The organism is Desulfopila aestuarii DSM 18488, from assembly GCF_900143695.1.
Taxonomy (GTDB): Bacteria; Desulfobacterota; Desulfobulbia; order Desulfobulbales; family Desulfocapsaceae; genus Desulfopila; species Desulfopila aestuarii.
In genome coordinates this window covers 14,845-28,730 of record NZ_FRFE01000004.1, presented here as the reverse complement: position 1 = coordinate 28,730, position 13,886 = coordinate 14,845, and the positions used below count along the sequence as shown (strand labels likewise).

10 protein-coding genes are annotated in these 13,886 nt (G+C 47.4%); 5 read left to right on the top strand and 5 right to left on the bottom strand.

All coding sequences use genetic code 11. The features are described from left to right. Positions 1-13: 13 nt before the first annotated feature. Complete coding sequence (gene miaB, locus BUF15_RS05185; RefSeq protein WP_073612402.1) at positions 14-1,390, top strand: tRNA (N6-isopentenyl adenosine(37)-C2)-methylthiotransferase MiaB; 1,377 nt, start codon at positions 14-16, stop codon at positions 1,388-1,390. Between the two features lie 80 nt (positions 1,391-1,470). Here miaB and BUF15_RS05180 read toward each other — a convergent pair whose 3' ends face one another. The 4 genes from BUF15_RS05180 to cutA form a co-directional block, all read right to left on the bottom strand. Continuing rightward, complete coding sequence (locus BUF15_RS05180; protein WP_073612401.1) at positions 1,471-3,519, bottom strand: DNA topoisomerase IV subunit A; 2,049 nt, start codon at positions 3,517-3,519, stop codon at positions 1,471-1,473. A gap of 61 nt (positions 3,520-3,580) precedes the next feature. Next, the gene (locus BUF15_RS05175) at positions 3,581-5,422 is read right to left on the bottom strand and encodes a DNA topoisomerase IV subunit B (RefSeq protein ID WP_073612400.1); all 1,842 of its coding nucleotides are present in this window, start codon (positions 5,420-5,422) and stop codon (positions 3,581-3,583) included. A gap of 224 nt (positions 5,423-5,646) precedes the next feature. After that, positions 5,647-5,853: a hypothetical protein gene (locus BUF15_RS05170; RefSeq protein WP_073612399.1), complete on the bottom strand. Its 207-nt coding sequence runs from the start codon at positions 5,851-5,853 to the stop codon at positions 5,647-5,649. Continuing rightward, positions 5,850-6,170, bottom strand: a complete 321-nt coding sequence (gene cutA / locus BUF15_RS05165; RefSeq protein ID WP_159441227.1) for a divalent-cation tolerance protein CutA — start codon at positions 6,168-6,170, stop codon at positions 5,850-5,852. Before cutA ends, BUF15_RS05170 begins: the two co-directional genes overlap by 4 nt. A 306-nt stretch (positions 6,171-6,476) precedes the next feature. Between cutA and BUF15_RS05160 the strand changes: the two genes are divergently transcribed. The 3 genes from BUF15_RS05160 (at position 6,477) to BUF15_RS05150 (ending at position 8,822) form a co-directional block, all read left to right on the top strand. Further along, positions 6,477-7,277 (top strand): type III pantothenate kinase, encoded by an 801-nt coding sequence (locus BUF15_RS05160; protein ID WP_073612397.1) that lies wholly within the window; start codon positions 6,477-6,479, stop codon positions 7,275-7,277. After that, on the top strand, positions 7,274-8,200 hold the full coding sequence (locus BUF15_RS05155) for a S66 peptidase family protein (RefSeq protein ID WP_073612396.1): 927 nt from the start codon (positions 7,274-7,276) through the stop codon (positions 8,198-8,200). The genes BUF15_RS05160 and BUF15_RS05155 overlap by 4 nt, the downstream gene beginning before the upstream one ends. 154 nt (positions 8,201-8,354) lie before the next feature. Then, positions 8,355-8,822 (top strand): SH3 domain-containing protein, encoded by a 468-nt coding sequence (locus BUF15_RS05150; protein WP_073612395.1) that lies wholly within the window; start codon positions 8,355-8,357, stop codon positions 8,820-8,822. Between the two features lie 47 nt (positions 8,823-8,869). Here BUF15_RS05150 and BUF15_RS05145 read toward each other — a convergent pair whose 3' ends face one another. Next, entirely contained in the window at positions 8,870-11,818 is a 2,949-nt protein-coding gene (locus tag BUF15_RS05145; RefSeq protein ID WP_073612394.1) for a DEAD/DEAH box helicase, read from the bottom strand. Positions 11,819-12,098: 280 nt separating this feature from the next. Here BUF15_RS05145 and BUF15_RS05140 point away from each other — a divergent pair, with 280 nt between their 5' ends. Beyond that, complete coding sequence (locus tag BUF15_RS05140) at positions 12,099-13,799, top strand: prephenate dehydratase domain-containing protein (protein WP_073612393.1); 1,701 nt, start codon at positions 12,099-12,101, stop codon at positions 13,797-13,799. Positions 13,800-13,886 lie beyond the last annotated feature (87 nt).

Below are 13,886 nucleotides of genomic sequence, written 5' to 3'. Positions count from 1 at the left end.
ACCCTACGAAGTTATGACTCAGAGAACCTTTTTTGTAAAAACTTTCGGATGCCAGATGAATGAGCGGGATTCGGAAATCATGTCACAATCACTCTCCATGCATGGTTATGTTGAGGGCATGGACCTTGAATCTGCGGATCTCGTTATTTTAAACACTTGCTCCATCAGGGCCAAAGCTGAACAAAAGGTTATGAGTCTGCTTGGTATGCTGAGAAAGGTGAAGCTTGCAAAACCCGATATGCAGATTTGTGTCGCCGGTTGCGTTGCTCAACAGGAAGGTGAACACCTTCTTGAACGAATGCCCCATGTCGATTTAGTTGTTGGAACCCAGAATATATATAATATAGGCGAGTTGCTCGATCTCGCTCGAACACGGCCAGGCTACGTGGCAGTGGCAATGCAGGAAAATTATGACATTCCGCGCCTTATGCCGGCAAGGAACGAGAAAATAAGTGAACGGCTTCAGGCTGGGGACGATGTCAAATTATCGAAATCAGCAGTGTTTCGTAAGTTTGTCACTATTATGCAGGGTTGCAACAACTATTGCGCCTACTGCGTTGTGCCCTATACTCGTGGACGTGAAATATCACGTAAAGTCAATGACATCATAGAAGAGGTTAAGGTTCTTGTTGAATCCGGCGTGAAAGAAATCACTTTGTTGGGCCAGAACGTCAACTCGTATGGTAAGACTAACATAGTTACTGAGAATGGTCTCCCCTGTTCTTTTGCTGATTTACTGCACAAGGTTGCCGAGACAGAAGGGCTTGCCCGGCTACGTTTCACAACCTCCAATCCGAAGGATCTCTCTGATGAATTAATGCGATCGTTTCGCGACATCCCTTCGCTTTGTCCACAATTTCACCTCCCTGTCCAGGCTGGTTCGGATGCAGTTCTCAAACGCATGAACCGGAAATACTCGGTTGCCCAATATCTTGATCTTGTTGACAGGTTACGTGAATATTGTCCTGAAATAGCATTGAGTACCGATATTATAGTGGGATTTCCAGGTGAAACCGAAGAAGATTTCCAGGGAACCATGGATCTACTGGACAAAGTGCGGTATCATGGATCCTTTTCATTCAAGTATTCAGACAGGCCTGGGACGCGAGCAAGTGATTTTAGCGATAAGGTGACTGAAGAGGTAAAGACCGCACGGCTTATGCGGTTTCAGTCCCGGCAGGATGAGATAAGCCTCGAACGAAATCGTGAATATATAGGCAGAGTGAAAGATATAATGGTCGAGGACGTTGGTCCGGAATCTCTAAAGGGTCGAACCGACACGAATCATATTGTTCACCTTCACGAACATGTTGTCGCTAAGCCAGGAGATTTCATCGATGTAGAAATCTACCATGCGGGGCAACACTCCCTGAAGGGCAAAATTGTCTGATTTTTTGTTCTAGCGTCACGATTCGCTTGTCACAAAGCGATCAAGAAAGCAGTCACCTCTCATGGTGGCTGCTTTTTTTATTACTGATCCTCCTGTCCGGATTCCTGATCGTCGCTGTAATCTTTCTCTAGCGGCTGATCTTTTTTCTCTTCAACAAGACCTGGTAGTACCAGGTTCTGTTTTTTTTCTGCCTGCATTTTCTCTGTAGTTTCGTATACTCTTCGCACCGTTCTATTTGATAGTCGCTTTCCTTTGGCAGAAGCACCTTTTAAAAGAAACTCGTCGAAGTCAATATCCACAACATTGGTCTTAGCCCGGGGGGAAGGCATTAAATTTGCCCGCGCATACCTTTCTTTACCAAAAAGCAACAGCATAATCTTTGAGCGAGGGTGTTCCGGAAAGAGGTGGTATTCCTTATCTAAAATGAAGGATGGCATCTTGAAACGCTTGATGTAGGTCATGTTTTCATCGCCATCCCGATATATCATATTAAAAATCAGGTCTTTACTGACCTTTCCGATCCACTCCAGATTATGGCCAACAAACAGTTTCTCTGTAACTGGAATAATCTTATACATTCCAGTATCATAGAGAAGGAATAACCGATCGTATTCCGAGCAGCTTATTGGCTGTGGATCACCCTGCTCTTCTTCGGCTTTGATAAGGTGTCCAAGGAATCCGGATTCACGGTTGTAGCCTACAGACAGATTTGAAAGTGCAACCTTTCTTACACTCACTTCCGAAAACTCGGCTATCTCGGTCAATCGAGGGAAGTTTGGCCCATATTTCGTGAGCAATCCGTCCAGGTAAGATATTGTATATCCAACCATATCTTTTAAAGATTTTTCAATTGCCTTGATTGCTTTCTGAATTTCCCGAATCTCTTTCTGTTGACGCTCTATATCGAAACGAGAGATTCTCTTAATCTTTATTTCGAGAAGGCGTTCAATGTCCTCTAGTGAAACAGGTCGAATCAATTCTTGAGAAAACGGCTGAAGAGAAACCTCAATAGATTCTACAACTGCTTTGTAACTCACCTGTTCTTCGATGTTTTTGTAGAGTCGCTCTTCGATAAATATCTGTTCAAGCATTCGCGCGTGCAGTCTATCTTTTAAGCGACCCAGATCAATCTGTAGCTCACGGGTCAGGTCATCGACAAGTTTTGTGGTATTCTGACGCAGGACTTCCGAAACCGACAATGTGTCCGGGTGATCCCCCTTTATCAGGGTAAGATTCGGGGAGATAGGGACTTCACAATCGGTGAAAGCGTAAAGCGCCTTAATGGTATCGCCAGCATGAATCCCGCGAGCGAGCTTAATCTCGATCTCCACCTCTTCCGCTGTGTAATCACTAATGGAGAGAATCTTGATTTTCCCAGCCTTTGCGGCTTTTTCCACAGATTCAATCAATGATTGGGTCGTGGTTGTGTAGGGAATGTCGCGAATAATTATTGTTTTATCGTTTTTTTCTTCAATTCGTGCACGACAGCGAATCTTGCCGTTGCCATCTTCGTAACCGGTGACGTCGACATACCCTTTCTGGGGAAAATCTGGAAATAATTGAAAATCCTCGTTTCGCAGAATTGCCTTTTGTGCTTCAAGGAGTTCGCAGAAGTTGTGGGGCATGATTTTTGTGGCCATGCCAACAGCAATACCTTCAGCGCCCTGGAGTAATAGCAAGGGGATCTTGGCTGGCAATGTTACCGGCTCAATCATTCGGCCATCATAGGAATCGATAAACTCGGTAAGATCTTTGTTAAATAGGACTTCTTTTGCCAGAGGTGAAAGGCGGCATTCGATATATCTAGCGGCAGAGGCCTGATCGCCGGTATAGATATTGCCAAAGTTTCCCTGACGATCGATGAGGTAGCCCTTGTTAGCCAGATTGACAAGGGCTGCAAAAATAGAGGCGTCGCCATGGGGGTGGAGCTTCATGGTCTCCCCGACGACGTTGGCAACTTTGTGGAAGCGCCCGTCTTCCATATTGAACAGGGTTTGCAGGATGCGCCGTTGCACGGGCTTCAGACCATCCTCAACTGCCGGAATAGCCCGCTCCCTGATAACGTATGAAGTATATTCAAGAAAATTCTGGTCAAACAGTTTGTGAAGCTTTCCAGGTGTAGAATCCATACTTTAAACGTGCCAAAAAGAGCAGCACTTGAAGATCGCTGCAAAAAGTTAATTCAGAACATTAAATCTGGTCAACAGGCACCAGATTTTCCATAATATATTGTTTTCTTTCAGGTGTGTTCTTCCCCATATAAAACTGCAGGACCTTGCTCACTTCGCTCAAGGAGTCGAGGGTGACGTTTTTAATACGGATATCCGGCCCGATAAACTGCTTGAACTCTTTTGGTGAAATCTCACCCAGGCCCTTGAATCTAGTCGTCTCTACGGCTAACTGTCGCGACCCGCGCCCCTGGAGTTTTTTGGTGGCAAGCACTTTCTCCTTCTCAGAATAGCAATAAATCGTCTCCTGCTTGTTACGTACCCGGAAAATAGGTGTTTCAAGGATGTACACATGGCCAAGCTTGACCAATGGCTCGAAATAATGCAGGAAAAAGGTGAGCAGAAGATTTCTGATATGGAGACCGTCAACATCGGCATCGGTGGCCAGTATCACTTTGTCAAACCGCAGACCGGAAATCGATTCTTCGATATTCAAAGCCTGCATCAAGGAATACATTTCTTCGTTTTTATAGAGCAGTGCCAGTTTTTGCCCAAGCACATTCATTGGCTTGCCCTTCAAAGAGAAAACCGCCTGGGTGAGAGGATCACGCGAGGAGACGATGGAGCCTGCTGCCGATTGCCCCTCCGTGATAAATATCATATTTTCTTCACCCTCTTTAGAAGGCTTTTCTTTTGAAGGATGATACTTGCAGTCTTTTAACTGCGGTATTTTAAACGCCACTTTACGAGCCTTGGCCCGTGCTTCCTTGCGAACTGACTGGAGTTCTTTGCGGACAGATTCGTTGCGTAGAATCTTCTCGATCAGCCTCTCAGCCATGGCTGTATCTTTATACAGCGTACTGGAAACAGCATCTTTGACCTTATTGACAATCCAGGAGCGGACCTCGGTGTTGCCAAGCTTGTTCTTGGTCTGCGACTCGAAAACCGGCTCTTTAATCTTGATGGCAAGCGTGCCGACAATGCCGTCACGAACATCGGTATTAATGAATTTCTTATTGGAGAATTCGTTAATCCCCTTCAGTATGCCCTCACGAAAAGCGGACAGATGTGTTCCGCCTTCACTGGTATAGGTGCCATTGACAAAGGTATAGTAATTTTCACCATATGAATCGAGATGGGAGAATGCAAATTCAAGGGTCGGGTCCTTGTAGTAGATGGGCGCATAGATGTTCTCACCATCCAATTCCTTGTCCAGAAGATCGAGTAAGCCGTTGGCGGAGTAGTATAATGATTTGTTAAGGTAAAGCTTCAACCCGGCATTGAGATAGGCGTAACGCCACATCCGCCTCTCTATATATTTCGGATCGTAGACAAATTCAGGGAAGAGTTCCCGGTCGGCCAGAAACTCAATGAGGGTTCCGTTCTTTTCGGTTGTCTCACCTTCATCTTTGCTTTGCAAAACGCCCTGGGCAAAATCGGCAGAAGCGAACCTGCCTTCGCGGAAAGCGGTCACCCTGAAGTGGGATGAGAGGGCGTTGACAGCTTTTGTACCTACTCCGTTCAAACCCACCGAAAACTGAAAAACATCGGTGTTATATTTTGCACCGGTGTTGATGGTAGATACACAGTCAACAATCTTTCCTAATGGAATGCCACGGCCAAAGTCACGGACCCGTACCCAACCATCTTCTTCGATGGTGATATTGATGCGCTTGCCGGCACCCATGATGAATTCATCAACAGAGTTGTCAACCACCTCTTTTAGAAGGATGTAGATGCCGTCATCCTGATTGGAACCATCCCCAAGCCTACCGATATACATGCCGGGACGCTTGCGAATATGCTCAAGAGAGCTGAGCGTCTTGATCTTACTTTCGTCGTAATTATGTACAGATACGTTCATATAGAGCACGATCCCAGAGGTTAAGCATGAAATAGATTACGGACATACTATTGTATTTGGGATCAATTGGCAACAGCCAGAAGGAGGGGCAGCAATTACGATCGTGAGTCTGACAAGACGCATGATCGGTTGACAAGAGAAACCCTGACATATACTTGATATGACATGGTTCTCTTGTCATTTTTCAAAAATCAACAGTGGGATTGACGCTCGAGCCGTGCGCCTCACATCATGCGGATGCGCTCACAGTCAGGACAGATCCAGGTAGGACCGTTACTGATACCCCACTTATTTTCCTCGAAACACTCTTTGCAGATCTGGAAACCGCAAGGGCAACTCCAACAGAACTCTTTTTTCTCCTTACAGCAGTGGCAGCGATATTCACCAAGCCGTCGACGGCGATATCCTTTCTTCGGTTCATTTTCGCTCATCCCCGTATTTCTCCCTGCATCCAGGCAAGATAACCTGCACTCACGTGAACGATAGGCTCGGCAATAATCTCAGGTACATCATAGGGATGTTCAGCCAGAACGGTTGCCTCGACCTCGGAATACAATTCACCAAAAGTTTTTACGGTGAGGACAAATTCCACCGACTCGGCGATACTGTCCTTCCACCAGTACATACTTTTGATCGGACCCTGGATCTGGGCGCAGGCGACAAGTCGTCTCTTTAACAATGAATTGGCTAGCTCTTCCGCGTGCTCTTGGCGTTCAAACGTGGTGCTTATAAGAATTGGTTCTTCCATTGTGTTCATCTTCTATAATTTTTTACTGACGCAACTTGACGACCTGCCATCGAGAACCAAAAGACATGTAACACCTGGGGCACGTCATCGCTCTTTTCTTTTTCGTAACCTTCGAATATTCTAGCAGGGATTTCACAAAAAATTCAACACAAGTGGAAAATTGAGAAGTCATCGAATAGTTTTTTAAGACCTTTGCAAGAAATACGTTTTTCAGCATCACGTTGCGCTGAACTGATTATTTTACACGTGCTTGGCGGCTTCTTTTTCCTGATACTGCGCATACTATTTTGTCCATGGAGGACGTTAATGTTATTTGTCATAGATGTCGGTAATTCACACACCGTGACAGGCCTTTACGACGGGGAACAACTGGTGGGGAAATGGCGGTTGAAGTCCGATCGTAAGCAGACCGCAGATGAACTGGCAATCAGCTACCATACACTTTTTGGTATGGAAGGAATCGATACAGGAAAGATTAAGGGTGTTGTGCTTGCCAGTGTAGTACCTACCCTCGAATCTGCCTGGGCTACCTGCTGTAAAACGAAGTTTTTCCAGCATCTTGATGAGCCGCTGCTGGTGGTTTCAAACGCCAACGTTAACGAAATGATCACCATAAAATTACCCAATCCTGGTGAAGTCGGTGCAGACCGTTTGGTTAATGCCATTGCCGCATACCGAAAATTTCGAACCCACTTGGTGGTCGTAGATTTCGGGACAGCAATCACCTTTGATTGTGTGACATCGCGTTGCGAATATCTCGGAGGAGCGATTGTGCCGGGCGTGGCCATTTCTCTTGAGGCCTTATCCACCAAAACGGCCAAACTGCCACATATCGATGTCTCAGATGGTCCGGACCATGTAATAGGCAAATCCACTGTTGAGGCAATGAAGGCCGGCATACTTTACGGATATGGTGCCATGCTTGACGGCATGATAGCAAAAATTAAAACTGAGTTAACGACTCCCGAAGATCCGCAGATGACAGTCATCGCCACCGGCGGAATGGCTACCATTGTTGCACCATATTCCACGACAATCGACCATATCGATCCCCTCCTCACCCTGGAAGGGTTGCGACACATATTCTACGCAAAACATAATATATGAGAGTTCAAGCAATCGCCCCCCCACCTCTGGAGCGTGGTGATGTTATAGGCATAGTTGCACCAGCTGGCCAGATAAGCGATCTGCAGCGTTTTCAGCGTGGGATTGCCATTTTGGCCGAAATGGGCTTTGAGCCCAGGTTCCCTAGAGAAATGTGGCCAGGAACCGGCTATCTTGCTGATTCCGACAAAATGAGGGCCCGTGAATTCCACGAAATATTTGCCGATACCGAAATTAAAGGTGTCATGGCAGCCCGAGGAGGTTACGGATGCCTGAGAACCCTCGGGCATCTCAACTTCCCACTGCTCCGTCAAGCTCCCAAAGCCTTAGTAGGTTTTTCCGATATCACCCTTCTTCTGAACCAAGCAGCGCTTCAGGTCAACATGATCAGTTTTCACGGCCCGGTAGTCACCTCGCTTAGTGATTCTTCCAACGAGTCACTCGAGAGGCTCTATAACTGTCTCACCGGCAACTGGCAACGCTCTGTCGCTCCTGCAAAATTGGAAGTTTTACGCGGCGAGCAAAACACTGAAGGTCGTCTGTTCGGCGGCAATCTCTGCAGCATCATGACCTTTCTCGGAACTCCTTACGATTTCGACTGGCAAAACTGCATAGTGCTTCTTGAGGACATCGGTGAGCCGCTCTATCGTATCGACAGAATGCTCACCCAATTAGCCCTCGCTGGCAAGTTTTCTCAGGCAGCAGGCATTATCCTTGGAGACTTCACCTTGAGCAGCGATCAGGATACATTGGAGAAGATGCGTTACACTGAATATGTTTGGCAACGAGTTCTAGAACTCACAGCGGGGAGTGGTATTCCTGTCTGGGGCAACTTCCCAAGCGGACATTGTCAAGAAAATATTACGCTTCCCGTGGGTGCACACGCCGTGATGGACTCTGGTCGCGGTGAGCTCAGTTTTTCATGAGTACCAAGCTGCGGGAAGGCCGCCATATACCGTGACTGCTTTTTGAATTCGACGGACAAGCCATTTGACTTCACAGGCCATGTCTGCTATAGAATAGTCTGGTTTTTAACAGGCATACACTTGAAAATAACATCAATATACGAAGCGAAATATCATGCATGTTCAGAATATTCTACGATCCGGAGCACGTTCTCTTCTTGCTCTCAGTGCTACCTGTCTTCTTCTCGCTACCCCGGCAATGGCTGAGGAATATGTAAGTGTTACCAAGGATAATGTTAACGTCCGTACAGCCCCCAACACTCAGAGTCAGGTATACATGGAGTTGTTCGCGGGATATCCTTTGAAAGTCTTGAAAAAAGATGGGGAGTGGCTGCAGATCAGCGACTTTGAAGGCGACACTGGTTGGATACATCAATCGCTTGTTGGCAAAAACAATACTGTCATTATCAACGCCTCAAAAAGTGTTAATATGCGGGCTGAGCCGAATACCAACAGCGCTGTTGTTGCCGATGTGGAGCGCGGGGTCATCATGACCAAGCTTGAAGAAAATGGCAAATGGGTCAAGCTTAAACACAGTAGCGGTACCATTGGTTGGATCTATAAGCCACTCCTCTGGCCCTGATAGCTTCCTGCCCACTCAAAATACAGACGCCGGATTCTGCATACGATTTACTTCTTCAGAATCCGGCGTATTGGTTTTTCAAGATTCAAGGGTAAGCGCACTACTTTCCCGGCCTTGTTCTGAAAAAGTAGATATCCGTTTTCCAGAGCAAAGTGTAGAATATCCCGAGTGATCTCAACGTCCTTTCTGCAATACTTTTGAATCAGATCGATTCTGCCCTCTTTGTACCAGGCCAGTGCCTGCAGGCCATCTGCCGTTTTTTTCTCCCCTAGAGTGTGCTCGGCCAGGCGATCAAGGCTCAGCCTGTATCCAAGATGGTCACTGACCTGTTCCAGTAAATCCAGCGTCGGCAATTTGTTCAGGTTTATATTCGTATAGCCCGATAACACCTGGTTGTCAAAGCGCTTATTATTGAAACCGATAATCAGTTCCAGCTTCTGCAAATGTTGAATCAATCCGGAGATTTCATGCTCAAGGTAGGTGACGCATCCATCTAGGGCTGAATCGTAGACTACTGCAACCGATATCCCCATTTTCTCAGCCCTATTCCAGCCACCCACTTCATCTGCAGACCGAATGGTCTCCAGATCGAATACCCCATAGCGCTCAGGTAGTACCGAAAGCCCGTCAGGCTGTACCTTTGTGGATGTATCCTGTGTGCTGACAACATCAATTGCTAGGTTTTTATCAAGAGTTACAGGTTCAGTATGAGTAAATTCAGCAACTTCACCTGATGGGGTTTCAAGTAATAATTCAAGTAATCGCAAGCAAGCTATCTTGTCGATAGGTCGATTGCCGGATCCGCATTTGGGTGAGTGCACACAGGAGGGACAACCGTTTTCACAACTACAGGAGGAAACGAGCCGAGATGTTTCGGTGAGTAGCTCGTCTATTCGCCCAAATGCCTCTTCGCACAAGCCAATCCCACCGGCGTGGCCATCATAGACAAATATGGTTGCCTCTTCGGTCTCGTCATGCAACGGACAGGAAATGCCGCCAATGTCATTTCTGTCGCACAGTATCAACAGAGGGAAAAGCGCAATCATAGCATGCTCTACGGCATGGATCGCACCCATGAAATGATACTTTTCCTCCTCCATCGTCTCTTTTATCACGGCCGGAATGTCAAGCCACAATCCAACAGTTTCGATGGTCTGTTCCGGTAGGTCAAGCGGATAGGTGGCGATCAGCTTTTGGCTGGAGTTATTTCTTTTCTGGTAGCCGGTCACGTGTTCCGTCACTCGCAAGGGGCCAAACGATACTCTTCCCCGAAAACTCATGGTCTGCTTTTCGCAACCGAGGATAGTCGTATTCTTGTTTGACATCGGCCTGGTAAACCACGAAGGACTCTGCTCGCTCACTACTACTTCTCGAGCCTCAAAGTCTAAGCTCGCCACTACCCAGGTCCTTGCTCGATGGAGATAGAGCGCTCCTGGGTGACACTCTTTCATTGCCCGGGAGCTATCCACTTCGCCGATTATCTCACCGGATTCGCTGTTGATAATAGAAAGTTGAGTACCTCCGCCACGCAGACTCACATGTCGTTGTGGATATTTCCTACTGGAAAACCAGGTGGCTCCGTCGGCGGACTGGAGCAATACCGCCTTGTCAGTGAGGCTCTTGAGTGCCGTAGCTATTTCGTCGCTTTCAAGCAGCGGTTCTCCTTTTCGGAGAACAAGTTCCGCACAGCCGCAATGGAGATGTTGCTCCATAATCGCCGTGTTGAAAGGATTTAAAGGTGCAGATTCCACCTTGCGAGCAAAAAAATCTTCCGGTTGCCGCATGAAATATTGATCTAGAGCATCTTCCTGGCCAATGAGAATGATGGCCGACTCACGCATGTTGCGCCCCACCCTGCCCCCTCGTTGCCAGGTGGCCATGATTGATCCTGGATATCCAACCAGGATGCAGACATCAAGATCGCCGATGTCTATGCCAAGCTCAAGTGCGGAAGTGGATATGACGCCCAGCAGTTCACCGCTGGTGAGCCTTGCCTCTATCTCACGACGCTCTTCTGGTAGAAAGCCTGCCCGGTAAGAGCTGAGCATATTTTCTTTGTCACCAAGTTTGGGCCGGGTCCAGAGGTTGATTAACTCCGTCATCTTCCGCGACTGGGTATAGACAATGGTACGCAAACCTCTCTTTATCGAAGCCTCCAGTAACTGGCTGGCAGTGTAGGCAGCGCTGTCCCATGGGTTCAAAAGAACCACATGCTTCTCAGCACTTGGGGCGCCATTCTCACTGATTACCGTAACCTTTCTGCCGGTGAGTTTCTCTGCAAGCTCCCCAGGGTTGCCAATGGTAGCAGAGAGCAAGATAAACTGCGGGTTCGATCCGTAATAGGAGCAGATCCGTTGCAGTCGTCTCAGTATCCAGGCCATATGCCCACCCAGCACACCGCGATAGGTGTGCACTTCATCGATAACGACAAACCTCAGATCTTTAAAAAAATGGACCCAGTTTCCGTGATACGGCAGGAGCGAGAGGTGTAACATCTCCGGGTTGGTCATCAGGACCGGTACGGATTCCTCCCGAATGCGACGCCTGGTGTAAGGCGAGGTGTCGCCATCGAAAATGGCTCCATAGACCTTGCGGGACTGTGGCAGGAGATATGTGAAGGAATTGAAGACCCGTAACTGGTCCTGAGCCAGCGCTTTGAGCGGAAAAATATAGAGGCTGTTCCCTGGATTGGCAGATAGCAGCATATCCATCACCGGCAGGTTGTAAATCATGCTCTTGCCAGAGGCTGTTGGTGTGGCTGCAACAATATCATGACCAGCTTTTATTAATTCGAGAGCGTGCTGTTGGTGCGAGTAAAGTTTATCAATACCCTGTTTTTTCAGATGATCGCGTAATTGGACTGTCAGAGAGGGTGTCACATCTGCCTTCATAGATTCCTTGGCCGGCAGAACCTTACGCGCGATAACCTGAGGACCAAACTTTCTTGATTGGATAAGCGCTAAAAGGTATTCGTGCACTCCCTTCGACTCACTCATTTCTATAGTCCAAGGTGAAAATAAACGCGGGTTCTACTGATTTGTGCAGTTTGGATTTCATTATCATATTTCTGCAACCAAAAAACATTGAGAGTATATCTCGTGGTATTGGGCTCTATCAGCAAAAAATCCATATTTTCTTGCGCTAACAGGGGAGAGTGGATAATGTGAGCGCTTGCTGTTCGATTCAGGGTAACAAACAGGGAACGTCGACGACCACATTCTGAGGTTTTTATCGGCATAACAGTAGTTTTTGATTTTTTACGTATCACAGGAAGAAATGGTTCGTATCGCGACACTTGGCCCCAAAGGCTCCGATGGATTTCACGCGGCTTTGCAATATGCACCGGAGGCCACTGTACTTCTCTTTAATCGCATCTCTGAGATTGTCGACGCCTTCAGTAGCAACAGTGCTGATTACGCAATTATCCCTGTCTATAACACGCGTGAAGGTGAGGTGAAAGAGTATTTCCGACTGGTCTCACAACTTGAGGAGGGGTATTGGATCGATAATGTTGTCCTGCCTATCCATCTCTCACTCGCCCGCTTGCCTATTTCGGAAGGCTCTCACCAACCTCTCCAATATATAGTTGGTCGTGGCTCGGTGTTTCGCCAGTGCGATGAGTATATCGATGGTCATTTCCCGGAGGCCACCCTGATGGCAGTCCAGGATATTGAGAGTGCTTTTCAGGAAATCAAAAGCGAAAAGCGTGGTAATTATGCTGTAATCGAGTCAGAAGAGCTTGTTAAAGAGTTCGGCTTTGAGCTGATAGAACGTGAGGTCGTCTCTCACAACCGTACACGCTTTGCCGTTATCGGCAAAAACCTTGCCCCTTCAACTGGCTATGACGCTACCGCTATGATCACCCGCCCTCTCAGGGACCGGGTCGGCATGCTTGCAGATATCTTGGGAGAATTCACCCGTCGCGGTATCAATATTCTCGATCTTCAATCAGAAAACGATATCAAAACGCAGAAATTACGGATCTATATCGAGGTTGAAGGTCACATTGCCAATCGTTCCATGCGGGAGGCGGTCGAACGACTTGAGCGGGTGGTCATACAGGAAAGTGATTCGCTAAAGGTGCTTGGCTCGTTTCCACGGGTCGACATGCGGGTTAAAAAAATCAAGTCCTTCGGCTTTATTGGTTCCGGCGCCATGTCTACCTGGTTTGCCGATCGACTGCAAAACGAGGGTTACGAAACCTATATTACCGGCAGGTCAACCGAATTACGGCCAGAAGACATGATTGATAAGGTCGATGTAGTGATGATCTGTGTACCGATCTCCGTCACTGCCGCCACCATTGCCCAGTATGGCAAAATGTTACGGGGTGGCCAGGCCCTTATCATTCTCGCAGGAGAATCGGAAAATACCCTCCAGACCGCAATGGACACAACCGATCCGGCTGTAGAGATTATGTTTGTCCACAATCTCTGGGGCCCCCAGGCTATTTCCATGAAGGACAAAAACGCAATAATCGTTCGCACTCCTCGTAGCGGCAGCTTTTGCAGCGAATTTGAAGCGTTTATGTACAAGCATGGAGCCGATATCTACCAGGACAGCCCAAGAAAACACGACCTGTTAATGGGTGTAGGTCAAAAGCTGCCAACCACCATCTCCGTGGCACTGGCAAAGACCCTGTCCCAGCACAATATCGACTGCGAAGATATCAGTAGCCACTCTACTCTCACCTCCATTTACGGCATCCTTGCCATGGCCAGGGTTCATAATCAGAATCCCCGTACCTATGCGGAGATTATGGCAACCAAAGGTGACGGTCGCAAGATTGTGCAGAGCTTTGCCAAGAATCTTCTGGAAATTGTAAAACTGGCTGAAGAAGGAAAAATTCAAGAAATTTCCGACATGATGGAAGAAAACCGTCAATTCATGACACCCCAGTTTCTTCAAAGCAGGATGAAGCAGGCAAAAGCTGTGGATAATGTGCTGAGTGACGGGGGACTAAAAATAGATTTGTAGCATTTCCACAAAAAGGATCCGCTGCCAGCTGACAAAGACGCGACAAGTGAAACACAACCGTATCGGTTTATAATATCTTTATTCAAC